This window comes from Ferrovibrio sp. (assembly GCF_965278975.1).
Taxonomy (GTDB): Bacteria; Pseudomonadota; Alphaproteobacteria; order Ferrovibrionales; family Ferrovibrionaceae; genus Ferrovibrio.
In genome coordinates this window covers 718033-741354 of the sequence record NZ_OZ257126.1, presented here as the reverse complement: position 1 = coordinate 741354, position 23322 = coordinate 718033, and the positions used below count along the sequence as shown (strand labels likewise).

The following is a 23322-nucleotide window of genomic DNA, read 5'->3' as shown; positions in this document are numbered from 1 at the left end:
GGAGGAGGCGGTCATGGCGATTGCCAAGCTGAACCAGGAAGAGCGCGCGGCGGCGCTGGCAGCTTTGCCGCATTGGTCGCTGGCCGAGGGCCGCGATGCCATCCAGCGCAGTCTCCGCTTTGCCGATTTCAATGCCGCTTTCGGTTTCATGGCCCGCGTCGCACTCGCAGCCGAGAAGGCGGATCATCACCCGGAATGGTTCAATGTCTGGAACCGCGTCGATATCACGCTCTCGACCCATGATGCTGGTGGCCTGAGCCGCCGCGATGTCGATCTGGCCAAGGTGATCGATGCAATGGCGGTCGCCATGGGGGCCGTTGCGATGGGAGGCAAGGCGCCATGAATTCCGCTCTGCGCGGCCTGATCCGTGGCCTGGTCATCGCCGCCGTTGCGGCTCTGGTGGTCTTTGCCGGCTTCTATGCCGTGCATTGGCTGGATGGTGGCAAGCAGGATGGTGCCGGTGTCGGCGAGGTCAGCATCGGTGGTCCGTATGCCCTCACCGACCAGAATGGCCGCGCCGTCACCGACAAGGATTATCGCGGCAAGCTGCAGTTGGTCTATTTCGGCTTCACCTCCTGCCCGGATATCTGCCCGACCGCGTTGCAGACCGTGGCCATTGCGCTGGATGAAATGGGCGCGGCCGCCGCAAAGGACGTGGTGCCGATCCTGATCACGGTGGATCCGGAACGCGATACGCCGCCGGTGATGAAGGAATATGTGCAGGCCTTCCACGAATCCATGATCGGCCTCACCGGCACGCCGGAACAGATTGCCGCAGCCGCGAAGGCCTATCGCGTCTACTATCAGAAAGTGAAGCTGCCGAATTCCAGCCTGGACTATTCCATGGACCATTCCGGCTTCCTCTATCTGATGAGCCGGGATGGAAAATATCTGGCGCATTTCCGCCATAACGCCACGCCGGAAGATATCGTCAAGCGGGTCAAGGCGGCGCTCTGACGGGAACCCATAGCAGCCTGGTCAAGGCCGCCGAAAGTATATTTTTGCAGTGCAAAATAAGACTATCCCTTGTGGCGGTTTCTTGTCATGATTCCGCCATGGCTGCGGTTTTCGCTGCGGCATAAGGGGTGGGACCCGATGCTCTATCAACTGCATGAATGGCAGCATGCTGCCATGGCGCCGATGCGTCTGATGGCCGAGGCGCAGGCCAACCTGCTGAATCTGCCGCATCCGGTGAACATGATGCCGGCGGCGCGCGGCCTGGCGGCTGGCCTGGAGGTTTTCGAGCGCGTCACCCGGCGCTATCCGAAGCCGAAATTCGGCTTTGATCATGTCACCGTCGGCGGCCGCAAGCGCGACGTGAACGAGCGCGTGGTGCTGCGGCTGCCATTCTGCCAGCTGAAGCATTTCGAGCGCGAGGGCACCGCCCAGCGCAATGACCCCAAGCTGCTGATCGTGGCGCCGCTTTCGGGCCATTATGCCACCCTGCTGCGCGGCACCGCGGAAGCGATGCTGCCGAACCACGAGGTCTATATCACCGATTGGCGCGACGCCCGGCTGGTGCCGCTGCGCGATGGCGAATTCGGCCTTGATGACTATATCGATTACGTCATTCATTTCCTGCATCACCTCGGCCCCAATACCCATGTGATGGCGGTGTGTCAGCCCAGCGTACCGGTGCTGGCGGCGGTGGCGCTGATGAGCCAGGCGCGCGACCCCAATGCGCCGGCCTCAATGACCTTGATGGGCGGTCCGATTGATACCCGGCTCAGCCCCACGGTGCCCAACACCCTGGCGCAGGAACGCTCGATTGAGTGGTTCGAACATTCGGTGGTCAACCGCGTGCCGGTGAATTATCCAGGCTTCATGCGCCGGGTCTATCCCGGCTTCATCCAACTCACCGGCTTCATGAGCATGAACCTGGACCGCCATGTCGGTGCCCATGTGCGGCTGTTCCATCACCTGATCAAGGGCGATGGCGATAGCGCGCAGCAGCACAAGGCGTTCTACGACGAATATCTCTCGGTGATGGACCTGCCGGCGGATTACTATCTTGAAACCGTGCAGCGCGTATTCCAGCAGCATCTGCTGCCGCTGCACAGTTTCCCCTGGCGCGGCCAGATCATTGATACCAATGCCATCGAGCGCACCGCCCTGTTCACCGTGGAAGGCGAACTCGACGATATTTCCGGTATCGGCCAGACCCATGCGGCGCATACCATCTGCGGCCGCATCCCGAAGGCCAAGCGCGAGCATCACCTGCAACCCGGTGTTGGCCATTACGGCGTGTTCAATGGCCGCCGCTGGCGCGAGCAGATCGCGCCGCGCGTCGCGGCTTTCATCGCCAAGCATAACCGGAAAACTTGAGCCACCATGCCGGCGGAAAAGCCTTTCTGGCGGCGCAAGACGCTGAAGCAGCTTACCACCGCTGAGTGGGAGTCGCTTTGCGATGGCTGCGGCAAATGCTGCCTCTACCGCCTGGAAGATGAGGACGAAGGCACGCTGGAAGCAACCAACGTCGCCTGCCGCCTGCTCGACTGCAAATCCGGCGCCTGCTCCAATTACGCCAAGCGCAAGGAAATCGTGCCCGATTGCATCAAGCTTACCCCGGCGGTGGTAGCGAAGATGGATTGGCTGCCGGCGACCTGCGGCTATCGCCGGGTGCATCTGGGCAAGGATTTGCCCTGGTGGCATTACCTCAAGAGTGGCGATCGCGACCTGGTGCACAAGCTCGGCGTCTCGGTGCGCGGCAAGGCGATCTCGGAATTGAAGTCCGGGCCGCTGGAGCATCATATCGTCGACTGGGTCGATCATCCCGGTCCGCCCAAGCCGAAGAAGCAGGCGAAGAAGTCAGCCAAGCCACGCTAATCCGGCAAAGGCGTGTTCACCGCCGCATCGTAATAGCTTTCCGGGTCGGCGAAGAATTCCTGCATCTCGCGGAAATGCGGCACATCGCGCAGGCGGCAGGGCGTGATGCCGTCAGGCGTGATCAGCCGCAGATCGGCGCCGGGCAGGCCCATGATGATCGGCGAATGAGTAGCAATGATGGCCTGTACATGGCTGCCATTCTGCCAGCTATCCATCAGGCGCAGGAAACGCTTCATGCGCTGCGGCGACAAGGCCGCCTCCGGTTCGTCCAGGATATAGATGCTCGGCTTGCGGCTTTTGAACTTGTTCTCAAAGGTAGCAAGGAAGGATTCGCCGTGGCTTTGATCCTGTAGCCGTTTGCCGCCCCAATAATCTTTGTCGCCTTCGCGGTCGACATAGTCGGCGAGGTTGAAGAAGCTTTCGGCCCTGAAGAAGAAGCCATGTGTCACTTTCGGTAGCCAGGCGGCACGGAACGCCTCGCGCAGCGGATTGGGGGCGCCGACATGCAGCAGCCGGTGATGCTGGTTGCCGCCATAGGCCGAGAAACCGCAGAGGCTGGCGATGGCTTCCAGCAGCGTGGATTTACCGCTGCCATTCTCGCCGGCCAGAATCGTGATGGGTGCCGTGAAACTGAACTGGAAATCACCCTGCAGCCAGGGAAGCTGATTGAACGGAAAAATCTTCCGGTCGATCCGTTCCGGCAGCAAGGTCAGGCGTTTCAGGAAAGGGGCAGAGAGGGGCATGACGCTCAGTAAGGCTCGTCATCGGGATCGTAAGGCAGGCTCGGAGGTTCCTCCGGCAGCGGCGTGTTGATGGCTTCGTCATAATAGCTGTCGGGATCCTCGAAATAGCCTTGCAATTCGCGGAAATGCGGTACATCGCGCAGGCGGCAAGGGGTGATGCCATCGGCATTGATCAGCCGCAGATCGGCGCCGGGCAGGCCCATGATGATCGGCGAATGGGTGGCGATGATTGCCTGGGTACGGCTTGAGGTCTGCCATTCATCCAGGATGCGGATGAATTGCCGCAGCCGCTGCGGCGACAGCGCCGCCTCGGGTTCGTCCAGGATGTAGAAGGCGCGTTCCTGACTGTTCAGGCGATGGCGGAAGGTGGCGAGGAAGGATTCGCCATGGCTCTGCCCATGCAGATTGCGGCCGCCCCAGGCATCGGGATTGCCATCGCGGTCGATATAGTCGGCCAGGTTGAAGAAGCTTTCCGCGCGGAAGAAAAAGCCGCGCGTCACCTTCGGCAGCCAGGAGGCGCGCAGGGCATGGGCCAGCGGATCCGCGCCGACGCCGGACAGCAACTGGTGATCCCGGCTGCCGCCATAGGCCGGAAAGCCGGCAAGGCGGGCGATGGCTTCCAGCAAGGTGGATTTGCCGCTGCCATTCTCACCGGCGAGAATGGTTATGGGCGCCGTCAGGCCGAACTCGAACTCCCCGTTCAGCCATTTCAGCCGGCTGAACGGGAAGAGGTCCGGCACGATCCGCTCTGGTAGCAGCGTGATGCGCTTGAGAAACGGGCTGGTCAGCATCAGGCTGCTCCGAAAGGCGGAAAGTATGGTCAGGCAATATGATGCGACCTTATCACCATAAGAACATTGTGGCAACATAAGAATTTGCGAGGACAGAATATTCCGCATCCCTGCCGCAGCGGCGGCACTGGCAAGCGGAGAGGCTTCGCGCATAATCGGCGCCTTGCCGGAGGATGTACCGATTCATGCCTGATGCCGTTCCCCCCATGCTCGATGCCGCGCTGATTGCCTCATTGTCCCAGATCAAGCTGCTGTCGCTCGATCTTGATGGCACGCTCACCGATGGCGGGCTGTATTACTTCGAGGATGGCGGCGAGGCACGCAAATATCATGTGCAGGATGGCTTCGGCATCGTCGCGGTGCAGAAGGCCGGGATTGCCGTCTGCCTGATCACCATGAGCGACACCCCGGCGATTGCGCGCCGGGCCGAGAGGCTGCGCATCCAGCATTGCCACATGGGCGTGCATGACAAGCTGCCGGTACTGAAGGCGATCTGCGCCGAGATGGGCATCGGGCTGCATCAGGTGGCCCATATGGCCGACGATATCAACGACCTGACCGTGCTGCGCGAAGTCGGCCTGCCGGTTGCGGTGGCCAATGCGCGGCCGGCGGTGAAACAGGCCTCACGCTATGTCACGCAGGCCAAGGGCGGCGATGGCGCGGTGCGCGAGATCTGCGACTACCTGCTCGACTACCAGAAAAAATAAGCCAGAAAAATAAGGGAGAAAGTCTGATGCCGATCGATTTCCAGGGGCGCGTTGCCATTGTCACCGGTGCCGGTTCGGGGCTGGGCCGCAGCCATGCGCTGGCGCTGGCGTCGCGCGGCGCGCGCGTGGTGGTGAACGACCTCGGCGGCGCCGTGGATGGCACCGGCGGTTCGGCCAAGGCGGCGGACCAGGTGGTGGCCGAAATCAAGGCTGCTGGCGGCGAGGCAGTGCCGAATCACGACAGTGTATCCGATGCCGCAGGTGCGGCGCGCATCGTGCAGGCCGCCATGGATGCCTGGGGCCGCGTCGATGTGCTGGTGAACAATGCCGGCATCCTGCGCGACAAGAGCTTCGCCAAGATGGAACTGGGCGATTTCGATACCGTGGTGGATGTGCATCTGCTCGGCTCGGCCTATGTCACCAAAGCGGCATGGCCGGTGATGCAGGCGCAGAATTATGGCCGCATCGTCATGACCACCTCGGCGGCCGGCCTTTACGGCAATTTCGGCCAGACCAATTATGCCGCCGCCAAGCTCGGCCTGGTCGGCCTGATGAATGCGCTGAAGCAGGAAGGCGCCAAGAACGGCATCCTGGTCAACACCATCGCGCCGGTGGCGGCCACGCGCATGACCGAGGCACTGTTCCCGCCGGCCCTGCTGCCGCATCTGAAACCCGAATACATCACCGCCGCCGTGGTCTATCTCTGCTCGGAAGCCTGCAATGTCACGGGCGATATCGTTTCCGCCGGCGCCGGTTTCTATGCCAAGGCGCAGGTGGTTGAAAGCGAAGGCGTGTTCTTCGGTGCCGGTGCCAGCGTGTCGCCGGAAATGATCGCCGAAAATTACGGCCGCATCACCGATATGGGCCAGGCGCGCGCCTTCTCGGCGGCGATGGAGGAAGTGGCGAAGATTTTCGGCTTCTTCCAGAAGAAGTGATGCCGTTCCAGGGCGTCATGGCCCGCGCGGGCGGACCATGACGGTTTCTGAACGTCAGTAATGCATCTCGGCAAACACGACGCGGTTTTCCGCTGTCGGCCAGCTTTGCACCGCGAAAGTCTCGTCATTGCCGCGCACCAGTACGGTGCGGGGCGCCGCTGCCGGCAGCCGCAGCGTGCCGGTGGAAAGTGCTGGCACGCCCTCGCTCACGCCCGGCGCGACGGCACCGTCGATAGTGAAGACATCGCGGCCGTGGCCGAAATAGCCGCGTGGCCGGGTCAGGGTGATAGAGGAGCCCGCCGCCTTGTCGGCATCGCTCAGGCGGCCCGGGCGCAGATGCACCAGGTTGGACGAGCGCGGGAAGGGCGTGCGGTAGATATGGGTGATCGCCTCGCCCGGCGCGCTGATGACGAATTCGTAAGTCGCATCCGGCTTGGCGGTGAACGGACCCCAGAGGCCGTCCGCGCCTGTGGTCTTGCTATGCACCAGGCCACGGCGCTGCCCCGTCGCCGGGTCGGTTTCGTAAATCTCAACCTTGGCGCCGGCAACCGGCAGGTTGGTCGGGGTGCCGCCGGGCATGCCGTTCACCTTGCCGTTCAGCACCGGGGCGGCTTCCGCCTGGATCGCGCTGCTGGCCGCCGGCTTGCCGAGCAGGAAGTCGTAGATCGCGGCGAAGGCCTTGGGGTGGAACGCCACCTCGCGGTGATCCAGGCCCGGCAACACAATATCCTTGGCGCCCTTCAGCGCCGGACCCTCGAAGGTGACGCCGGTGGGCGTGCCGGCGGGCAGGCCGAGATAACGGCCATCGGGTTGGGCGAATTTGTCGGCATTGTCGGAGCGCGTGGTGGCCCACAGCGTGCCGGGCACCACTTCATTCGGGCCATCATTGAGCTGGCGCAGGAAAGCCCCGGCGCCGTTGAATTCGCTGCCCACCAGCACGCGGTCTGAAACGATCACGCCATGGTTCGGCGTGCCGCAGAGGATGGCATGGCTGACATGGGCGGTGCCGCCGCCATTCTTGATGAAATTGCGTACCGCGTTGCCGCCGCGCGAGGAGGCGACCAGGGCGACCTTTCCGGCGCCGGTGCGCTGCTTCACCTCGGCAACGAAAGCGGCCAGTTCCTGCCGTGCCTCGGCGGAGGACGAACGCAGTTCCTGCTCCTTGTCGTCGGCGCTGCGCGACAGTGGGTAGCGGAAGTCGATGGCCGCCAGGCGATCGCGCGGGAAGCCGTTCGATTCAAAACGCCACAGCGTGGTATGCCACAGCGCGGCGGTATCGCCATTGCCATGCACAAACACAATCGGCGTTGGCGCCGGCGCGGCCGGGGTGCCGGCACAGCCGAGAAGCGGCAGGGCAGCGGCGCCGGAGGCACCGAGCAGGAAGGAGCGGCGGGAAACAGGCAGCATGGCGTTCACTCCGAGACGATTCTTATCTTTTCCAGCATGACACCGGCCCCAGGGCTGGTCGTCAAGCATGGGTGGATGTAAATCATGACAATATGATGACAGTTATGTGAAGCCCTGCCGAAGATGACCCCGCGCCGCCTGATCCTGCTGCTTTCCGCGCTTGGCGTGTTTGGCATCCTGCCGAATTCCAGTTTCCCGGCCCTGGTACCGGATTTTATCCAGGCCTGGAGCCTTACCAATGCCGAGGCCGGTTGGATCGCCGGCATGTACTATCTCGGCTACATGGCCTGCGTCGCCACCGCGATGCTGCTGACTGACCGCATCGACGCCAAATGGGTGTTCATCACCGGCTGCCTGCTGGCCGGCGGCAGCACGGTGGTCTACGCCATGCTCGCCGATGGCTTCTGGAGCGCCATGCTGCTGCGCGGCATTGCCGGCATTGGCCATGCCGCGATCTACATGCCCGGCCTGCGGGCGCTTACCGACCGGCTGGGGCAGTTTCCCGGTGGCTCCGGTCCGGCTCTGCAAAGCCGTGCTGTCACGCTCTATACCGCCAGCTACTCGGTCAGCATCGCCGCCAGCTTCACGCTTACCGGCCTGCTGGCGGAATGGTTCGGCTGGCGCATCAGCTTCGGTGTTGTCGGGGCTCTGGCTTTGCTGCCGGGTATTGTCACCTGGATGATGCTGTCGGACCTGCCGCCGCCCAAGGCGGAAGGCAAGCCACGCCTCGATTGGCGTCCGGTATTCCGCAATCGTGCGGCGCTTGGCTATATCGTCGCCTATGGCGCCCATGGCTTCGAACTGATGGCGATGCGCACCTGGCTCACGGCTTTCCTGGTTTTCGCCTTGGCGCGCGAGGCGGCAAATACGCCTTCATGGTTGCCAGGGCCGACCTTGCTGGCGGCCTTCATCACTCTGATCGGCCTGCCGGCCAGCCTGCTCGGCAATGAAGTGGCGTTGAAAGTCGGCCGCCGCCGTGCCCTGATCGTGATCATGAGTATCTCGGCACTGCTGGGCATGGTCTATGGCTTCATGAGCGCGCTGCCGATCCTGTGGCTGCTGCTTTTCATGTGCGTCTATTTCATCTTCATTTGCGGTGATTCCGGCTCGCTCACCGCCGGCATGATGGCGGCAGCCGATCCGGCCGCACGCGGGGCCACCATGGCAGTGCATTCAATCTTCGGCTTTGGTGCCAGCGTGTTGGGGCCGCTTTGTGTCGGCCTGGCGCTTGATGCCGTGTTCCCGGTTTTCGGCCACGGCGTTCTGGCCTGGGGCCTGGGCCTGGCGGTGATGGGTTTCGGCGCGGCCCTCGGGCCGCTGGCTCTGTGGTGGTGGGCGCGGGAGAAAGCGGCCTAGCGCCTGAAACGCGCCTGAGGCGGCTCCCAGAACAGGCGGTCCAGCGACAATGAGCCCGCGCCGCGGATGATCAGCAGCAGCAGGCAGCCGGCCCAGAGCAGATGCTCGCTCCAGTTGCCGGGATAGACCCACTGGATCACGGCGGTTACCACCAGCAGCCCGGCGGCGGCGAAGCGCCCGAACAGGCCGAACAGCAGCAGGACAGAGAGAATCAGTTCGCCACCGGCCCCCAGCATCGCGGCGATGTCAGGGGACAGCAGCGGTACGCGGTATTCATTGGCGAAGATTTCCACCACGCCGGCTGCCAGGCGCGGCGGCAATTCCGGCAGCATGCCCGAAGCAGTGGTGGCGATCTTGGTAAGGCCGGAGCGCCAGAACAGCATCGCCAGCGCGATGCGCAGCATCAGCAGCACCGGGCTGAGTGGAAAGGCATTGAGGGCGCTGCGGACCGCAAACAGCATGGCGCCTCACCCGGGCCGCCGGAAGATACCGCCTTCCAGGCACCAGGCAAAGCTGGCACTGAAATCGAATGGCCCTGTGCTTTGCGCCTGGAGCATGGCCTGGGCCACGGCTTTGGCCAGCGGCTTGCCGGCCAGAACGGTATCGATCAGCGCGGCCTCCGCCGCGTTCAGCTTGCGCCAGCAGAGTTCGATCCCGTTGCGCCAGAGCAGCAACTGCTCGCCGCCTTGCTTAAGGTCGATACTGTCGATGGCTGGGGCATCGGGCTGATGTACCTGCCAGATCTCGCTCACCGGCCAGGGTGTGTCGAGCCGCTGCGCCGAAGGATGCAACGCCAGGGTCTGTTTTGCCATCGCCGCGGCGTCCCCGATATCACTGGGCCTGAGCGGTACTGCGTCTTCGGCATGATAGGCTTGGTGCAAGGCCCATTCGAAGGCCGCGACGCAGGGCAGGTAGGGATGGCCGGCGAGGTCACGCAAAGCCCGCAAAGCTGCCGGAAAATCACCGCCATACATGAAAAGCCGAGGATCGCGCGGTGGCTGGCGCAGTACGAAGTCGCGGGCCGCCTGGGTGAAGAAGGCTTCACCGACCAGGGCATGGGTGACTGGGAAAGCGGCGGCGAGCGTTTCGATCAGGCTGGTGCGGAAATGGTCGGCATAGACCTGAACGCGGGCCGAGGCAGGAATGGCATCCTCCACCACGCGTGCCGCCATGGCGCTTGGCCGCCCGACCAGGGCTGCGGCGAAGTCGCGCTGCAATTCAGGCAGCCTGCTCATCGGCCGGTTCCTCGACGCTGCCCAGACTGTCGGCGCGATGCTGATCGGCCAGGGCCGCCTCCGCCACCAGGGCACTCAGCGGCGGGATATTGCTGTCCCATTCGATCAGGGTCTGCGCCTCGGGAAACAACTGCACGGCATGACGGTAAAGCCGCCATACCGGCTCAGCTATCATTGTGCCGTGGTCGTCGATCAGGATTGCATCGCCATCTGCGTCGCTCTCGCTGTAGCCGGCCAGGTGAAGCTGCTGCACCGCCTGGCGCGGCAGGGCTTCGAGATAGGCTTCCGCCACAGCATAAGCCGCACCGGCACCGATATGGTTGAAGCTCGACACATAGATGTTGCTGATATCGCAAAGCAGGCCGCAGCCAGTGTTCTCCACCAGCCGGGTGAGGAAATCCACCTCAGACATATGGCTTTCGCTGTAGCGCAGATAGGTGGCGGGATTCTCGATCAGGATCGGGCGCCGCAGGCGGTGCATCGCCGCCGCGATGTTGCGGCTGGTGTGTTCCAGCGTCTCATCGGTATAGGGCAGGGGAAGCTGGTCGTTGTAGTAGCGGCCATCGATGCCGGTCCAGGCGAGATGCTCGGAAACCAGGAAGGGTTCGATCCGCGCCACCAGTGCCGCCAGCCGTTCGAGATGTGCTGCGTTCGGCGGCTCGGCGCCGCCAAGTCCGAGGCCGGTGCCGTGCACGGCAATCGGCCAATGCTGGCGTGCCTGATCGAGGTAATGCAGTGATGCGCCGCCACCCATGTAGCTCTCGGCATGGATTTCGAGCCAGCCGACCGGTGGTTGCTGTTCCAGCAATGCACCATGGTGCGGCGCACGCATGCCGATGCCCGCCGGCAACGGCAGCGCTGCGGCATGGGCGGAAGCAGCGAGCGGGGCTGCAATCGGCACCAGTAAGACTCCTTCTGGTCTTAGGTTTGGCCTCGGATGGACTTTGGCCCCAGGTGGGAGGATCATAACACCCGGTTGTGCGGTTTGGCGCAAGGTTAACGCCGCCTTGCTCTGGCCGGGCAATCCTAGTTTGCGCCGCCGGCCCCACGCTCCGGCGCGGCCGGCATGCCGATCCGGCCGATACCGGGCAGCTTGAGCGCCGGGCGCAGCGGGTCGATGCCCAGGGTCAGGCCCAGCAGATGCAGCTCCAGCCCTTCACGGGGCGCCACCAGCAGGCCGGCGAGGCCGAACAGTGATAGCTGCACACCCTGGCCGCTGGGTGCGCGCCCGAATAGGGCGCCGTCGGTGATGTAATCCTTACCGATGGCGGTCGGCGGCAATTCCAGGCCCAGTTCCGGCACGCTGCGGCCGATATGGGCGATGAAGCTGTTAGAATTCGGCCCCGGCCAGGTGATGTAATCCTTGCCGTGCGGATAGCTCTCGATGCTGGCGAGAATCTTCGGAATCAGCGCCGCCGCTTCGGCGCCACGCCGGTCCAGCAGCAAGTCAGGTGCGTTGCCGGCCCAGCGCGTATCCGGTTCGGTGGTGATGCGCTGGCGCAGCGGCGGACTGCTCCAGCGCATGATGTCGAAGCGCTGATAGCTCGATGCATCTTCCGGCTTGACCGCGATCCAGCTATGCACCGCCAGGGCGCCACGCCAGCCCCAGAGCCGCGCGGCATAAACCTGGATTACGGCCTCCCTGGTGGTTGCCGGATTGGGCGCGATGTCGATGCTGGCGGTGGAAGCGGTTGACCAATGCGGCCGTTCGCTGAACGCCACCGAGGCACCGCTCCAGGCCAGCGGCAGCAGCAGGGCCAGCAGCAGGATCAGGATCAGCCGCTTCATGCCGCCAGGCTGTCCGGGAACAGCCGTGCCACGAAGCGCGGATAGGTCTCGGCCAGTTCTCGCGCGATCTGGCCGCGCATCAGCGCCAGCGTTGCCGTATCCGGTGCTTCGGTTTGCGCCACACTGGCCGGGCAATCGAAATCGAAGCCGGTATTATCGCGCACTTCTTCCACGCTGTGGCCGGGATGCACGCTTTCCAGCGTGAAGCGGCGGCGGGCGCGGTCGAAGGAGAACCAGCACAGATTGGTCAGCAGGCCGATAGGCCCGCCGGGACGGTAGGTGCCATCATTCTGCGGACCGGCCGAGGAGATGAAATCAACTCTCGGCACCAGCACGCGGCGCGAATGTTCCTCGCGGAACAGGATCACGCGCGGCACCAGGTAATACAGATAGGCCGAGCCGAATGAGCCGGGCCAGCGCACATTGGTTTGCGGGTATTCGCCACCAGCGCCGACCAGATTGATATTGGCCTGGCCATCGATCTGGCCGCCGCCGAGGAAGAAGGCTTCCAGCCGGCCCTGCGCTGCGATGTCGAACAGCTCGACGCCGCCATCGCAGAAGAAATCATTGCGGATGCTGCCCAGCACGTTCACCCGCATCCGGCCGGCAGATTGCGCGCGAGCCAGCAATGCACCGGCGCCGGGGATCGGCGAGGATGAGCCGGTGGCGATCAGGCGGCAGCCGGCCAGCAGCCGGGCGATGGTGTGGATCAGCAATTCCTGCGGACGGAAGGGCAGTTCGTTACTCATGGTGCCTACTCCGCCGCCTGGCGCGGCAGCACGAATTCGGCGAGATACTGCGCGAAGCCGGCTTCGCTGCGCGCCAGCTCGCAATAGCGCGTGATATGCGCTTCGTCATAGCCGTAGAGGTTCCACAGATTGACCGGCCAGGCGCCGCGCGGTGCCACGGCAATGCCGCCGATATAGGCGCCGGTCAGCGTGCCGGCGGCGCTTTCCTCATTGCCGAGCAGATCGATATCGCGGATTTCCTCCACCGTCACCAGGGCCTGCTTGGCGGCATGGGCCATCGCCACCAGTTCGCGGCGGCGGCCGATGAATACATTGCCGTTGCGGTCGGCATAGGGCGCATGGAACAGGGCGAAATCCGGCCGGATCGCCGGCAGCAGCACGATGGGATCGGGCTCGGCGCTGAACGGATTGTTCATCACCGGCCAGTCGCTGCGATGTTTCAGCAGATCGGTGCCGAGCATGCCGCGCAGCGGCATGAAGGGGATGCCCTTGCCGGCGGCCTGGATCGCGGCATGGATTGCCGGGCAGGTGGCATCCAGCATGCGGAACGCCTTCTGCTTCAGGCCGGCGATGAAACGATGCGCGGTGCCATATTCGCCAAGCGTGACGGCAGAGGTTTCCAGCACCCGCACGGCGCCGGCACCGATCAGCATTTCGGTCTGGAATCCGGTTACCGGCACACCCACCACATGCAGGTCCCGGACACCACGCCGGATCATGGCGCGGGTCAGTTCCATCGCCACGCCGGAATAATCCGGCGGCACGGCAATCTTGGCGCCATTCGGGATCAGGGCGGCGAGGTCATCGACGGAGAGGGTCATGGTATTCCTCCAAGGCCCGCCGATTGTCGCGCCGCGCGGCGCCTAGCGCAAGCGGTGACGTACTGGGTCCGCGCCGGCACGGAAGCCGGCATCCTGACGTTTTAGTGATTTCTCCAGTGCCGCCGCAGGCACGCCGATACCAGCCAGGCAGGCGGCCTGGTAGCACCATTCATTGTAGCCGGCAATCAGGCCATCGCGCAGCAAGTAGCGGCTGGCGCCGGCCATCAGCACGCGTTTGCCTTGGTTCGGCGCCATATTCGAGGTGAAGCTGAACAGCCAGTTGGCATAGCCGATGCCGTTTGCCGCCACCGGCTCGTGCATCTCCCATTCGAAATCGCTGCCATCGCGGAAGAATTTCGCCAGCATCTCGCCAATCGCCGCGCGGCCATCGTGGCGGCCATAGAACACATCGTCGTAATAGGCATCGGGCGTGAACAGAGCGGTGAAGCCGGGAATATCCTGGCGCCGCACGGTATCGGAAAAACGCTCCATCAAGGCAATGAAAGCCGCCGTCTCGCTCATGGTGTCCCTCCCGCTCTTATAGTTTTTGCAGCCGCTGCAGCACGGCCTGTTCGGTCTTGTCCAGCACGCTATTCTGCTCGGCGGCAAAGGCCGCACCGGCTTGGCCCATCGCCGCCAAGGCGACGGGATCGCCGAGCAGCCGGGCGAGTTCATTGCCAAGCGATGCGGCATCGGGCACTTGCAAAGCCGCACCGCGTGCCAGCAAGGCGGCGGCGATTTCACTGAAATTGAACATATGCGGGCCGAACAGCACGGCACGTCCAAGCCGCGCCGGTTCCATCGGATTCTGCCCGCCATGATCAATCAGCGAACCGCCCATCACCGCTACCGGACAGAGGCGATACCAGAGCCCTAGTTCGCCGAGCGTATCGGCGACATGGATATCCGTCTCCGCCGTGATCGCCTCACCGGCGGCGCGGCGGCTTACTTTCAGGCCGGCCTGGCGTAGCGCATCGGCCACCGCCGGGCCGCGCTCAGGATGGCGTGGCACCACGATGCCGAGCAGGCCGGGATGCCGGGCGGCAACGGCCTGCTGCACGGCGGCGGTGGTCTCATCCTCGCCGGGATGGGTGGAAGCCATCAGCCAGAGCCGGCGGCCGGCGGTTTGCGCCTGCAATGCCGCCAGCGCGGCCTCATCGGTGGGCAGGGGCGGTGCCGCCAGTTTCAGATTGCCGAGGCTCTGCACGTCAACGGCGCCAAGTGCACGGTAGCGTTCGGCATCGGCCTGGCTCTGGGCATAGATGGTTTCGAAGCCGGCGAGCAGCCAGCGCGCAATGCCGGGCACGCGCTGCCAGCGGCGGCAGGAACGCTCCGACATGCGGGCATTCAGCAGCAGCATCGGAATATTCCGCCGGGCGGCGCCGGCCAGCAGGCCGGGCCAGAGTTCGCTTTCGCTCCATAGTACCAGGTTGGGCCGCCAATGGGCGAAGAAGCGGTCCACGGCCTGCGGCAGATCGGAAGGCAGATACTGGTGCAGCAGGCCGGGCGCGCGCGCCGCCACGGTGGCCGCCGACGTGCGGGTGCCGGTGGTGATCAGCAGCGCGATATCAGGCCGTGCCGCTTGCAGCCGTTGCAGCAAAGGCAACAGCGCCATTGCTTCACCCACACTGGCGGCATGGCTCCAGATCAGCAGACCGGCGGGACGGGCCAGGCTGGCGATGCCGGCGCGTTCGCCCAGGCGCGCGGCGTCTTCCTTGCCCTGCGTCACGCGGCGGCGCAGCCACAAAGCCACGCCCGGCGCGATGGCGTGGCCGATACCGCGCCACAGGCTTTCCAGCCCGCTCACGGTTTCAGCCATTGCCGCTGCCAGGCTTGCAGCATCAGCACGCCCCAGAGGCCGTATTGCCGGTTGGCGCGGCCACTGAGATGCTCCTGCCAGGCCTGCCGGATCGGTGCCGCGCGCAGCAGGCCGGTCTCGTTCAAAGCGGTTTCCGACAGCAGGTCCTCGGCCCAGTCGCGCAACGGTCCGCGCAACCAGGCGCCGATCGGCACCGCGAAGCCGCTTTTCGGCCGCTCGAACAATTCCGGCGGCACATAGCGGCCAAGCAAGTGCCGCAGCGGCCACTTGCCCTTGCCATCGCGCAGCTTCATCGAACGCGGCAAGGCCAGGCCGAAGCTCAGCACGCGGTGATCCAGCAGCGGCACGCGCGCTTCCAGCGCCACGGCCATGGTGGCGCGATCCACCTTGGTCAGCACATCGTCATGCAGATAGGTCTCGGCATCCAAGCGCTGCAGATACGCCACCAGGTCTTCGCCGCTTTTGCGCTTCGGGAAGCCCGGCACCGGGCCGGGCTGTTGCAGCAGCAGGCTGGCTTCGGGCCATTGCTCTACCAGCGGGCGGTAATACTGCTCCAGACTTTCCGCCTGCAACGTGCCGGCCAGCTTGTGCAGCTTCTCGCCGAATTGCGGCGGGCGCAGAGAGGCCGGCAGCAAGGATGCCGCGCCATCCCATTGCGCCGGATTGAGCAGCCGCAATGCCCCGGCCAGGCCCTGGCGCAACGGCCCTGGCCAGGTGGCATAATTCTGCCAGGCGGGCGCCATGACATGGCGGTTATAGCCGGCGAAGCCTTCATCGCCGCCATCGCCCGAGAGCGCAACTGTGACATGCCGGCGGGTCAGCCGCGCCACCAGATAGGTCGGGATCTGCGAGGCATCGGCGAAGGGCTCGTCATAGATCGCAGGCAGGCCGGGAATTACTTCCAGGGCTTCCGCAGGCGTCACGGTAAGCGTGGTATGCTCGCAGCCGAGATGCTTTGCCACCGCTTCGGCGGCGTGCGATTCATCGTAGCCGGCTTCGCCATAGCCGATGGTGAAGGTTTTCACCGGCCGTGCCGATTGGCTCTGCATCAATGCTGCCACCAGGCTGCTGTCGATGCCGCCAGAGAGGAACGCACCGAGCGGCACGTCGCTGATCATGTGGTCGCGCACGGTTTCGCGCAGCAGGTCATGCAGGCGGCTGGTGGCTTCCGTCTCGCTGCTGATCGCCGGTTCGGCGGCGATGGCCTGTTCCAGTGTCCAGTAGCGGCGCTCTTCCGGCGCGGCGCCGGGCCGCTTGATCAGCAACCCGCCGGGCGGCAGCTTGCGCAGGCCCTGCCAGATGCTGCGCGGCGTCGGGATATAGTTGAAGCGCAGGTAGTCGGAGACGGCGGCGGCATCCAGCCGTTTCTCGAAGCCGGGCAACAGATGGAAGGCGCGGGTCTCGGAGGCAAAGGCGATGCCATCGGTGCCGACCGGATACCAGTAGAGCGGCTTGATGCCGACGCGGTCGCGCGCCAGCGACAAGGTACGGGTCTCATGGTCCCACAGCGCCAGGGCGAACATGCCCTGCAAACGGGCAAGGCAGGGCTCCAGCCCCCAGGCCTCGATACCGGCCAGCATCACCTCGGTATCGGAATGGCCACGGAACTGCGCGCCGGCTGCTTCCAGTTCGCGGCGCAAGGCCTGGAAGTTATAGATCTCACCGTTATAGGTGAGCATGTAGCGGCCGCTATGGGAGGCCATCGGCTGGCGGCCAAGCGGCGAGAGATCGATGATGCTGAGGCGGCGCTGGCCGAGGGCGATGCCGGCGGGATCGGCCCACACATCGCCATCATCCGGCCCGCGATGCTGCAATGAGGCGGTCATCGCCGCGGCGATCTCGCGCAACCGGTCGGAACCGGAGGATGGGTCAAGCAGGCCAGCGATGCCGCACATGGCGCGGACCTTAGAGCATCGCGTTCCCGAAATGAAGCATTGCGCTGCGGTAGAGCATGTAGGCTGCCACCAGCGCCAGCATGACGGCGAATAGTCCGGTCAGCAGGCCACGCTGAGGTGCCAGCCGCTGTGCCAGCCGCTGGCCGAACCAGCCGCCGAAGGCACCCCCCAGGATGAAGAGCCCGGCAATGGGCCAATCTACCAGCCCGGCGCTGGCGTAGCTGGCCGCCGTGGTCATGCCGAAGGCGGCAACACCAAGCAGCGAGGAGCCGACGGCGTTCAGCACCGCCATGCCGGAACCGAGCAACAGGCCGGGCAGGATCAGGAAACCGCCGCCGATGCCGAAGAAGCCGGCGGCAAGGCCGGTCAGCAGGCCGAGCCCGCCCAGGCGCCAAGCGATGCGCGGCGTGATGCGTGTGGCAGGGTCGCCGCCTTCGTTGCGCTTGCGCAGCAGGTTCACCGCCACGGCCAGCATCGCCAGGGCGAAAAGTGCGATCAGTTTCTGCCCATCCACTTGGCGCCCGGTCCAGGCGCCGATGGCGGCGCCGATCATGCCGCTAGCGGCAAACACGCTGGCGCAGGGCCATTTCACGGTGCCGGCACGGGCATGCGGTATCAGGCCGAGAGCGGCACTCGCTGCCACCGCAAGCGAAGCCGTGCCGATGGCGCGGTGCGGATCGGTGATGCCGACGCCATACAGCAGTAGCGGCACGGCCAGGATCGAGCCACCGCCACCGATCAGGCCCAGCACCACGCCGACCAATGCACCGGCGCCAACCGTTACAGCAGAACCAAGCATCCTGGCATCACGCAGGCGTGGCGAAGCGGCGGTTCCAGGGCATCAGGGCGAGCAGGCGGGCCATGCCGCAGAAGCCGGTGACACCGGCGAAAACCAGCCCGGCACCGACAAAGCCGGAAAGCGCGATGAACCAGGGCGAGACCAGCCAGGCCAGCAATGCGCCCAGCGCCACCATGCTGCCGGCAGTGATCTGCACCTGACGCATCAGATCGATGGGAGCGTCACGGTTTTCATGCAGCGGCAGGCCAGCCTTGCGCCAGGCGTCCAGTCCGCCTTGCAGGATATAGGCCTCGCGGAAGCCGGCAGCGGCAAGCCGGGTGACATTCATCGCCGTGCGGTTGCCGCTTTTGCAATGGAACACGGCAACCTTGTCTTTGTCGCGGTCGAAGTCATGGCGGTCAAAGGCAGAAAGCGGTGCCAGGCGGGCGCCCAGGATGTGTTCGCGGGCATGCTCGGAGGGCTCGCGGATGTCGATCAGCACGGCCTGACCGGCATCCATCAGGGTTTTCAGACGATCAGGAGAGATGGCTTGCAGGGTCATGTCACTTCTTCTTTGATTTGCTGGTGGGCTGGCAGAATTGCCGATACAGCAGTTCGATCAGCGCCGCGACTTTGGGATCGGCGAGGCGGTAATAGATGGTTTGGCCGTCACGCCGCGTAGCAACCAGCCCGTCGTCACGCAGCTTCTGGAGATGCTGTGACAGGGCGGAATGGCTGAGGTTAACGCGTGACGCCAGATCGCCTACACTCAATTCGCCTTCCACCAGTTGGCAGAGGGCAAGCAGCCGCTTTTCATTGGCGAGCTGGCGCAGGAAGCGGCTGGCTTCCTGCGCAGCTTCGGCCATGGCGGCGGCATCGGGCTTGGCTGGCATTTACGGCAATCCATATATTTTAGATGTTGCTAATTTAGTATTTTCTAATATATTTGCAATAGGCTGAATGAGGGCGCCATGGCATTGCAGATTTCCCCACATTTCCACGAGGCCAGCAACACCGTGGCCTATCTGGTCTGGGATGATGCCACCCGGCAGGCGGCGCTGATCGATCCGGTACTGGATTTCGATGCCAAATCCTGCCGCACCGCTACCTTTGCCATCGATGCCATGCTGGCCGAGGTTGAAAAGCGGGGCCTGGATCTGCGCTGGTCGCTGGAAACCCATGCTCATGCCGATCATTTCTCGGCCGCCACCGTGGTGCGGCGGCGCTGTGGTGCGCGCACCGTGATCGGTGCTGGCATCGCCCAGGTGCAGAAGGTGTTCAAGCCGATCTTCGATGCGGCTGACCTTGCTACCGATGGCTCCGCCTTCGATCATCTGGTGCAGGATGGTGAGCGTTTGCCGCTAGGCGATCTGGAAATCGAGGTAATTGCCACGCCGGGGCACACGCCGGCCTGCATCAGCTACCGGATCAATGATGCCGTGTTCGTCGGCGATACGCTGTTCATGCCCGATTACGGTACGGCGCGCTGCGATTTCCCCGGCGGTGATGCCGCCACGCTCTACCGCTCGATCCGCAGGCTGTTGAGCCTGCCGCCGGAGACGCGGCTTTTCATGTGCCATGACTACAAGGCGCCGGGTCGCGATGTGTATGCCTGGGAAACCACGGTGGCGGCGCAGCGCGCCAAAAATGTGCATGTGCATGATGGCATCGACGAAGCGGGGTTTGTCGCCATGCGCGAGGCGCGCGACCGCAAGCTCGACATGCCGGCGCTGATCCTGCCTTCGGTGCAGGTGAATATCCGCGCCGGAGAGCTGCCGCCGCCGGCGGCCAACGGCATCCGCTATCTCAAGCTGCCGGTGAATAAGTTCTAGCGGATGAAGCGGTCGACGTAATCCGCGCCGAGGCCGCAGGCGATGTAATGCTTGCGGCACATCTCGATCTTGCTGAACACATCCTCATAAGCCATCACCTTGCCCCAGGGATCGACATAGATCATGGCGCCGGTGATGTGGAACAGCGTGATCATTTCCGGGCAATCCTCCGGCACCACCAGGGTATGGGTCTCGCCCGGCGGTTCGAACACATAGGAGCCGGTTTCCGCCACCCAGTCATGTTCCAGGTAATGCCATTTGCCGCGCAGCACATGGCCATGCACAGGGGCAGGATGGCGGTGGCGGCTCAGCACGCCGGAGCGGCGCACGCGCAGCAGGTTGACCCAATAGCCCTGGCTGGCATGCAGGCAGAGCGGCCGGAACCAGACATTTTCCGCCTGCGGCACCCAGACGCGTTCATCCTCGGGGATCACGCTGCCGATCACGATTTCGGGGGCGGCTTCCTTGGGGAAGGGAAGCTGGTAGGGCATGCGGCTGGTATCGTCGGTCATGGTGTTTCCTTCACGCGACGGCGTAGCCGCCATCCACCGGCAGGATGCTGCCGGTAATGAAGCCGGCGGCATCGGAAGCCAGGAACAGCACGGCGCGGGCGACATCCTCAGGGCTGCCCCAGCGTTTCATCGGCGTGCGGTCGAGAATGGCCTGCGAACGGCCCTGGTCATCCTGCAATGCCTGGGTCAGCGGGGTTGCGATCCAGCCCGGCGCCACGGCGTTGACGCGGATATTTTCGCCGGCCCAGGCAATCGCCAGCGATTTGGTGAGCTGCATCACGCCGCCCTTGCTGGCGGAATAGGCCGGCACCAGCCCGCCGCCGAAGAAGCTGAGCATCGAGGCGGTGTTGACGATGCTGCCGCCCTGGCGCGCCAGCAGCGGTTTGGCGGCGGTGCAGAGCCGCATCGTGCCGGCCAGGTTCACATCCAGCACGCGCAGGAAGGTCGGCATGTCGAATTCGGCCTGGCGGCGGATCATGCCGGCGCAGTTCACCAGGATGTCGAGCCGGCCCGGGTCAGTGCCGATATGGTGGATCAGAGCTTCGACGCCGGCCTGGTCGGCCGCATCCAGCGGCACGAACTTGATGCCATCGGCATCCGGTGCCTCGCCCGGCAGATGGGTGGCGATCACCTTTGCGCCGGCATCGCGCAAGGCTTCCGCGATGGCGCGACCGATGCCGCTGCTGCCACCGCTGACCAAGGCCACCTGGCCGGAAAAATCGAATGAATACCTGCCCATACCTGTCTCTCCCTTAGTCTGACTGACATATCAGATATGAATGGTGGCGGCAAGGAAGGTGGAATCCAGTTGGCGCGACTCAAGCGCCGGCATTACAGTTCCGTGATCGGATGCGCTGCGACTCCGAGGGTGGCGGGGGCTGCCGGACGCAGGCTTGGGGGATATCACATGCTCGAAAGTTATTTCCGCCTGAAGGAACACGGCACCACGGTGCGGGTCGAACTGGTGGCGGGGCTCACCACCTTCCTCACCATGGCCTACATCATCTTCGTCAACCCGATGATCATGTCGAAGGCCGGCATGGACCAGGGGGCCGCCTTCGTCGCCACCTGCCTGAGCGCCGCTTTCGCCAGTGCGCTGATGGGCCTGTGGGCGCGCTATCCGGTGGCGCTGGCGCCGGGCATGGGCCTGAACGCCTATTTCACCTATGGCGTGGTGCTGGGCATGGGCCACACTTGGCAGGTCGGCCTGGGTGCCGTGTTCCTGTCGGGCTGTCTATTCCTCATCATCAGCGTGCTGCCGATCCGGGAGAAGATCGTCAATGCCATCCCGATGAGCCAGAAGATGGCCATTGGCGCCGGCATCGGCCTGTTCCTTGCGATCATCGCGCTGGAGAATGCCAATATCGTGGTGGCGCATCCGGCCACCATTGTCACGCTGGGCAAGATCGGCGCGCCGGCCGGCCTGCTTGCCTGCCTTGGTTTCGTGCTGATCGTGGCGCTGGATTACCGCAAGATACCCGGCTCGATCATGATCGCCATCCTGGCTATCACCGTGATCGGCATCGTTGCTGGTGTGTCCAAGTTCAACGGTCTGGTCTCGGCGCCGCCAAGCCTGGCCCCGACCTTCCTGCAGCTTGATATTCCCGGCGCGCTTTCGGTCGGCCTGGTCTCCATTGTCTTTGCCTTCTTCATGGTCGACCTGTTCGACAATACCGGCACGCTGATTTCGATTGCGCCACGCGCCGGCATGATGGACGAGGATGGCAAGCTGAAGCGTATCGGCCCGGCTTTCATCTCGGACTCGGTTGCCTGCATGGTTGGTGCCGCGCTGGGCACTTCCACGGTTACCAGCTACATCGAATCCGCTTCCGGTATCCGCGCCGGCGGCCGCACCGGCCTCACGGCAGTAGTGGTGGCGCTGCTGTTCCTGCTGTCGATCTTCATTGCGCCGCTGGCCACCTCGATTCCGGCTTTCGCCACCGCGCCGGCCTTGTTCTTTGTTGCCTGCGTCATGGCTGGCAGCATGGTGAAGATCGACTGGGAGGATGTGACGGAGTATGCCCCGGCGGTGGTGACGATGATCGCCATGCCGCTGACCTTCTCGATCGCCACCGGCATCGCGCTCGGCTTCATCGCCTATGTGGTGTCGAAGCTGCTCGCGGGCCGCATCCAGGAAGTCAGCTTCGTGATGATCCTGCTGGCGATTGCCTTCGTCGCCAAGCTGGCATTCGCCTGAGTTCAGTCTAGATCGCGTGCGTGGCGAGGCTGAGGGCGATACCGCTCAGCAGCAGCGCCACGCCGATGATCTCGGTGCTGCTCGGTTTTTCGCGGAAGGCGAAATAGCCGATCAGGAACGTGAACACGATCTCCACCAGCCCCAGCATGCGCACATAGGCCGCCACCTGCAGCGCCATGGCGGTGAACCAGCCGGCCGAGCCGGCAGCCGAGGTGACGCCCACCATCAGGCCGGGTTTCCAGGCGGTGGCAACGGCGCGCAGTTGTCCCGGCTCGCGCCAGGCGATGAAGGCCAGCATCAGCAGGGTCTGTGTCACCGTGGCATAGGCCAGCGTGGTAGCGGCGGCGAGCGGGATATTAGCCGCTTCCAACGAAAGCGAGGCGGCGCGGAAGCCGATGGCCGAGACGGCAAAGAAACCGCCCGAGGCAATGCCGATCAGCGCCGAACGCTCGGTCCAGCCGAACAGGAAGGCGCGCAGCTTGTCATCGCTGCCGCGCAGCGAAATCAGCATCACGCCGATGGTGCCGAGGATGATGGCGAATACGCCGGCCGCGCTGATCGTCTCGCCCAGCAGCACCACACCGAAGATCGCCGCCTGGATCGCCTCGGTCTTGGAATAGGCGGTGCCGACCACGAAATTGCGTAAAGACAGCGCCAGGATCAGCAGATTGGTGGCGATGATCTGCGCCACGGCGCCAAACAGCATCCAGCCGAGGAAGCTGCTGTTGGCTGCCGGCACCGGCGCCTGGCTGACCTGGGCGGCGATGCACAGGTAGATCAGTGCCAGCGGCATGCCGAAAACGAAGCGCGTGAAGCTGGCGCCATTGGTGCTGAGGCGGCCCTTGAGATGCTTCTGCAGGCCGGTGCGCACAGTCTGGCAGGCGGCGGCCCAGATGGTGATCGGTATCCAGGCCCATTCCATGGCGCGGCT

The 23322-nt window shown here is 64.4% G+C and carries 27 protein-coding genes; 9 read left to right on the top strand and 18 right to left on the bottom strand.

The window, feature by feature from the left end; genetic code table 11:
• The first annotated feature begins 13 nt into the window (after nucleotides 1-13).
• The 4 genes from ACQY7X_RS03530 to ACQY7X_RS03515 all read left to right on the top strand — a co-directional run bounded on the left by ACQY7X_RS03530 (nucleotide 14) and on the right by ACQY7X_RS03515 (nucleotide 2826).
• Complete coding sequence (locus ACQY7X_RS03530; protein WP_428248469.1) at nucleotides 14-343, top strand: 4a-hydroxytetrahydrobiopterin dehydratase; 330 nt, start codon at nucleotides 14-16, stop codon at nucleotides 341-343.
• Complete coding sequence (locus tag ACQY7X_RS03525) at nucleotides 340-957, top strand: SCO family protein (RefSeq protein WP_428248468.1); 618 nt, start codon at nucleotides 340-342, stop codon at nucleotides 955-957. Before ACQY7X_RS03530 ends, ACQY7X_RS03525 begins: the two co-directional genes overlap by 4 nt.
• Before the next feature lie 138 nt (nucleotides 958-1095).
• The gene (locus ACQY7X_RS03520; RefSeq protein ID WP_428248467.1) at nucleotides 1096-2325 is read left to right on the top strand and encodes a polyhydroxyalkanoate depolymerase; all 1230 of its coding nucleotides are present in this window, start codon (nucleotides 1096-1098) and stop codon (nucleotides 2323-2325) included.
• Nucleotides 2326-2331: 6 nt separating this feature from the next.
• Nucleotides 2332-2826 (top strand): YcgN family cysteine cluster protein, encoded by a 495-nt coding sequence (locus ACQY7X_RS03515; RefSeq protein ID WP_428248466.1) that lies wholly within the window; start codon nucleotides 2332-2334, stop codon nucleotides 2824-2826.
• Here the strand turns inward: ACQY7X_RS03515 and ACQY7X_RS03510 are convergent.
• Together ACQY7X_RS03510 and ACQY7X_RS03505 are read right to left on the bottom strand one after the other, a co-directional pair.
• Entirely contained in the window at nucleotides 2823-3569 is a 747-nt protein-coding gene (locus ACQY7X_RS03510) for an AAA family ATPase (RefSeq protein ID WP_428248465.1), read from the bottom strand. The genes ACQY7X_RS03515 and ACQY7X_RS03510 overlap by 4 nt on opposite strands.
• Before the next feature lie 5 nt (nucleotides 3570-3574).
• Nucleotides 3575-4360 carry an AAA family ATPase gene (locus ACQY7X_RS03505; RefSeq protein WP_428248464.1) on the bottom strand — a complete coding sequence of 262 codons (786 nt, stop codon included), beginning with the start codon at nucleotides 4358-4360 and terminating at the stop codon, nucleotides 3575-3577.
• Between the two features lie 185 nt (nucleotides 4361-4545).
• Between ACQY7X_RS03505 and ACQY7X_RS03500 the strand changes: the two genes are divergently transcribed.
• Nucleotides 4546-5067 carry a KdsC family phosphatase gene (locus ACQY7X_RS03500; RefSeq protein WP_428248463.1) on the top strand — a complete coding sequence of 174 codons (522 nt, stop codon included), beginning with the start codon at nucleotides 4546-4548 and terminating at the stop codon, nucleotides 5065-5067.
• A 26-nt stretch (nucleotides 5068-5093) separates the two neighbouring features.
• Nucleotides 5094-6002 (top strand): SDR family oxidoreductase, encoded by a 909-nt coding sequence (locus ACQY7X_RS03495; protein ID WP_428248462.1) that lies wholly within the window; start codon nucleotides 5094-5096, stop codon nucleotides 6000-6002.
• Between the two features lie 54 nt (nucleotides 6003-6056).
• On the opposite strand, the gene ACQY7X_RS03490 is transcribed toward ACQY7X_RS03495, so the two are convergent.
• The gene (locus tag ACQY7X_RS03490) at nucleotides 6057-7409 is read right to left on the bottom strand and encodes a hypothetical protein (RefSeq protein WP_428248461.1); all 1353 of its coding nucleotides are present in this window, start codon (nucleotides 7407-7409) and stop codon (nucleotides 6057-6059) included.
• A 123-nt stretch (nucleotides 7410-7532) separates the two neighbouring features.
• Between ACQY7X_RS03490 and ACQY7X_RS03485 the strand changes: the two genes are divergently transcribed.
• Nucleotides 7533-8765, top strand: coding sequence for an MFS transporter (locus ACQY7X_RS03485; RefSeq protein ID WP_428248460.1), 1233 nt, complete (start codon nucleotides 7533-7535; stop codon nucleotides 8763-8765).
• Here ACQY7X_RS03485 and ACQY7X_RS03480 read toward each other — a convergent pair.
• The 12 genes from ACQY7X_RS03480 to ACQY7X_RS03425 form a co-directional block, all read right to left on the bottom strand.
• Nucleotides 8762-9226, bottom strand: a complete 465-nt coding sequence (locus ACQY7X_RS03480; protein WP_428248459.1) for a DoxX family protein — start codon at nucleotides 9224-9226, stop codon at nucleotides 8762-8764. The two genes, ACQY7X_RS03485 and ACQY7X_RS03480, sit on opposite strands and share 4 nt — an antisense overlap.
• Before the next feature lie 6 nt (nucleotides 9227-9232).
• Nucleotides 9233-10000, bottom strand: coding sequence for a DNA-binding domain-containing protein (locus ACQY7X_RS03475; RefSeq protein ID WP_428248458.1), 768 nt, complete (start codon nucleotides 9998-10000; stop codon nucleotides 9233-9235).
• On the bottom strand, nucleotides 9984-10901 hold the full coding sequence (locus ACQY7X_RS03470) for a DUF692 domain-containing protein (protein ID WP_428248457.1): 918 nt from the start codon (nucleotides 10899-10901) through the stop codon (nucleotides 9984-9986). The genes ACQY7X_RS03475 and ACQY7X_RS03470 overlap by 17 nt, the downstream gene beginning before the upstream one ends.
• Before the next feature lie 125 nt (nucleotides 10902-11026).
• A complete protein-coding gene (locus ACQY7X_RS03465) occupies nucleotides 11027-11788 on the bottom strand; it encodes a DUF3750 domain-containing protein (protein WP_428248456.1) in 762 nt (253 codons plus the stop codon).
• The gene (locus ACQY7X_RS03460) at nucleotides 11785-12537 is read right to left on the bottom strand and encodes a CoA-transferase (RefSeq protein WP_428248455.1); all 753 of its coding nucleotides are present in this window, start codon (nucleotides 12535-12537) and stop codon (nucleotides 11785-11787) included. Before ACQY7X_RS03460 ends, ACQY7X_RS03465 begins: the two co-directional genes overlap by 4 nt.
• Before the next feature lie 5 nt (nucleotides 12538-12542).
• Nucleotides 12543-13358 carry a CoA transferase subunit A gene (locus ACQY7X_RS03455; RefSeq protein ID WP_428248454.1) on the bottom strand — a complete coding sequence of 272 codons (816 nt, stop codon included), beginning with the start codon at nucleotides 13356-13358 and terminating at the stop codon, nucleotides 12543-12545.
• A gap of 42 nt (nucleotides 13359-13400) precedes the next feature.
• On the bottom strand, nucleotides 13401-13880 hold the full coding sequence (locus ACQY7X_RS03450) for a nuclear transport factor 2 family protein (RefSeq protein ID WP_428248453.1): 480 nt from the start codon (nucleotides 13878-13880) through the stop codon (nucleotides 13401-13403).
• A gap of 16 nt (nucleotides 13881-13896) precedes the next feature.
• A complete protein-coding gene (locus tag ACQY7X_RS03445; RefSeq protein WP_428248452.1) occupies nucleotides 13897-15177 on the bottom strand; it encodes a 3-deoxy-D-manno-octulosonic acid transferase in 1281 nt (426 codons plus the stop codon).
• Nucleotides 15162-17072, bottom strand: coding sequence for an asparagine synthase (glutamine-hydrolyzing) (gene asnB / locus ACQY7X_RS03440; RefSeq protein WP_428248451.1), 1911 nt, complete (start codon nucleotides 17070-17072; stop codon nucleotides 15162-15164). The genes ACQY7X_RS03445 and asnB overlap by 16 nt, the downstream gene beginning before the upstream one ends.
• A 10-nt stretch (nucleotides 17073-17082) precedes the next feature.
• Nucleotides 17083-17871, bottom strand: a complete 789-nt coding sequence (locus ACQY7X_RS03435; protein WP_428248450.1) for a sulfite exporter TauE/SafE family protein — start codon at nucleotides 17869-17871, stop codon at nucleotides 17083-17085.
• Nucleotides 17872-17878: 7 nt separating this feature from the next.
• Complete coding sequence (locus ACQY7X_RS03430; protein WP_428248449.1) at nucleotides 17879-18412, bottom strand: rhodanese-like domain-containing protein; 534 nt, start codon at nucleotides 18410-18412, stop codon at nucleotides 17879-17881.
• 1 nt (nucleotide 18413) lies between these two features.
• Entirely contained in the window at nucleotides 18414-18743 is a 330-nt protein-coding gene (locus ACQY7X_RS03425) for an ArsR/SmtB family transcription factor (protein ID WP_428248448.1), read from the bottom strand.
• A gap of 78 nt (nucleotides 18744-18821) precedes the next feature.
• Between ACQY7X_RS03425 and ACQY7X_RS03420 the strand changes: the two genes are divergently transcribed.
• Nucleotides 18822-19682, top strand: coding sequence for an MBL fold metallo-hydrolase (locus tag ACQY7X_RS03420; RefSeq protein ID WP_428248447.1), 861 nt, complete (start codon nucleotides 18822-18824; stop codon nucleotides 19680-19682).
• Here ACQY7X_RS03420 and ACQY7X_RS03415 read toward each other — a convergent pair.
• A complete protein-coding gene (locus ACQY7X_RS03415) occupies nucleotides 19679-20194 on the bottom strand; it encodes a 2,4'-dihydroxyacetophenone dioxygenase family protein (protein ID WP_428248446.1) in 516 nt (171 codons plus the stop codon). The genes ACQY7X_RS03420 and ACQY7X_RS03415 overlap by 4 nt on opposite strands.
• A gap of 10 nt (nucleotides 20195-20204) precedes the next feature.
• Entirely contained in the window at nucleotides 20205-20933 is a 729-nt protein-coding gene (locus ACQY7X_RS03410; protein ID WP_428248445.1) for an SDR family NAD(P)-dependent oxidoreductase, read from the bottom strand.
• Between the two features lie 168 nt (nucleotides 20934-21101).
• On the opposite strand from ACQY7X_RS03410, the gene ACQY7X_RS03405 reads away from it, so the two are divergent.
• A complete protein-coding gene (locus tag ACQY7X_RS03405) occupies nucleotides 21102-22391 on the top strand; it encodes an NCS2 family permease (protein ID WP_428248444.1) in 1290 nt (429 codons plus the stop codon).
• A gap of 7 nt (nucleotides 22392-22398) precedes the next feature.
• Here ACQY7X_RS03405 and ACQY7X_RS03400 read toward each other — a convergent pair whose 3' ends face one another.
• Nucleotides 22399-23313: an EamA family transporter gene (locus tag ACQY7X_RS03400; RefSeq protein ID WP_428248443.1), complete on the bottom strand. Its 915-nt coding sequence runs from the start codon at nucleotides 23311-23313 to the stop codon at nucleotides 22399-22401.
• Nucleotides 23314-23322: the final 9 nt, after the last annotated feature.

What these genes read in the sequence shown, in the direction of transcription:
- ACQY7X_RS03525 (WP_428248468.1), top strand. Translation starts at nt 340, where the DNA reads ATGAATTCCGCTCTGCGCGGCCTGATCCGTGGCCTGGTCATCGCCGCC.
- ACQY7X_RS03530 (WP_428248469.1), top strand. Translation starts at nt 14, where the DNA reads ATGGCGATTGCCAAGCTGAACCAGGAAGAGCGCGCGGCGGCGCTGGCA.
- ACQY7X_RS03480 (WP_428248459.1), bottom strand. Translation starts at nt 9,226, where the DNA reads ATGCTGTTTGCGGTCCGCAGCGCCCTCAATGCCTTTCCACTCAGCCCG.
- ACQY7X_RS03425 (WP_428248448.1), bottom strand. Translation starts at nt 18,743, where the DNA reads ATGCCAGCCAAGCCCGATGCCGCCGCCATGGCCGAAGCTGCGCAGGAA.
- ACQY7X_RS03485 (WP_428248460.1), top strand. Translation starts at nt 7,533, where the DNA reads ATGACCCCGCGCCGCCTGATCCTGCTGCTTTCCGCGCTTGGCGTGTTT.
- ACQY7X_RS03450 (WP_428248453.1), bottom strand. Translation starts at nt 13,880, where the DNA reads ATGAGCGAGACGGCGGCTTTCATTGCCTTGATGGAGCGTTTTTCCGAT.
- ACQY7X_RS03510 (WP_428248465.1), bottom strand. Translation starts at nt 3,569, where the DNA reads ATGCCCCTCTCTGCCCCTTTCCTGAAACGCCTGACCTTGCTGCCGGAA.
- asnB (WP_428248451.1), bottom strand. Translation starts at nt 17,072, where the DNA reads ATGTGCGGCATCGCTGGCCTGCTTGACCCATCCTCCGGTTCCGACCGG.
- ACQY7X_RS03410 (WP_428248445.1), bottom strand. Translation starts at nt 20,933, where the DNA reads ATGGGCAGGTATTCATTCGATTTTTCCGGCCAGGTGGCCTTGGTCAGC.
- ACQY7X_RS03420 (WP_428248447.1), top strand. Translation starts at nt 18,822, where the DNA reads ATGGCATTGCAGATTTCCCCACATTTCCACGAGGCCAGCAACACCGTG.
- ACQY7X_RS03465 (WP_428248456.1), bottom strand. Translation starts at nt 11,788, where the DNA reads ATGAAGCGGCTGATCCTGATCCTGCTGCTGGCCCTGCTGCTGCCGCTG.
- ACQY7X_RS03455 (WP_428248454.1), bottom strand. Translation starts at nt 13,358, where the DNA reads ATGACCCTCTCCGTCGATGACCTCGCCGCCCTGATCCCGAATGGCGCC.
- ACQY7X_RS03495 (WP_428248462.1), top strand. Translation starts at nt 5,094, where the DNA reads ATGCCGATCGATTTCCAGGGGCGCGTTGCCATTGTCACCGGTGCCGGT.
- ACQY7X_RS03515 (WP_428248466.1), top strand. Translation starts at nt 2,332, where the DNA reads ATGCCGGCGGAAAAGCCTTTCTGGCGGCGCAAGACGCTGAAGCAGCTT.
- ACQY7X_RS03500 (WP_428248463.1), top strand. Translation starts at nt 4,546, where the DNA reads ATGCCTGATGCCGTTCCCCCCATGCTCGATGCCGCGCTGATTGCCTCA.
- ACQY7X_RS03415 (WP_428248446.1), bottom strand. Translation starts at nt 20,194, where the DNA reads ATGACCGACGATACCAGCCGCATGCCCTACCAGCTTCCCTTCCCCAAG.
- ACQY7X_RS03430 (WP_428248449.1), bottom strand. Translation starts at nt 18,412, where the DNA reads ATGACCCTGCAAGCCATCTCTCCTGATCGTCTGAAAACCCTGATGGAT.
- ACQY7X_RS03520 (WP_428248467.1), top strand. Translation starts at nt 1,096, where the DNA reads ATGCTCTATCAACTGCATGAATGGCAGCATGCTGCCATGGCGCCGATG.
- ACQY7X_RS03435 (WP_428248450.1), bottom strand. Translation starts at nt 17,871, where the DNA reads ATGCTTGGTTCTGCTGTAACGGTTGGCGCCGGTGCATTGGTCGGCGTG.
- ACQY7X_RS03445 (WP_428248452.1), bottom strand. Translation starts at nt 15,177, where the DNA reads ATGGCTGAAACCGTGAGCGGGCTGGAAAGCCTGTGGCGCGGTATCGGC.
- ACQY7X_RS03405 (WP_428248444.1), top strand. Translation starts at nt 21,102, where the DNA reads ATGCTCGAAAGTTATTTCCGCCTGAAGGAACACGGCACCACGGTGCGG.
- ACQY7X_RS03460 (WP_428248455.1), bottom strand. Translation starts at nt 12,537, where the DNA reads ATGAGTAACGAACTGCCCTTCCGTCCGCAGGAATTGCTGATCCACACC.
- ACQY7X_RS03400 (WP_428248443.1), bottom strand. Translation starts at nt 23,313, where the DNA reads ATGGAATGGGCCTGGATACCGATCACCATCTGGGCCGCCGCCTGCCAG.
- ACQY7X_RS03475 (WP_428248458.1), bottom strand. Translation starts at nt 10,000, where the DNA reads ATGAGCAGGCTGCCTGAATTGCAGCGCGACTTCGCCGCAGCCCTGGTC.
- ACQY7X_RS03490 (WP_428248461.1), bottom strand. Translation starts at nt 7,409, where the DNA reads ATGCTGCCTGTTTCCCGCCGCTCCTTCCTGCTCGGTGCCTCCGGCGCC.
- ACQY7X_RS03505 (WP_428248464.1), bottom strand. Translation starts at nt 4,360, where the DNA reads ATGCTGACCAGCCCGTTTCTCAAGCGCATCACGCTGCTACCAGAGCGG.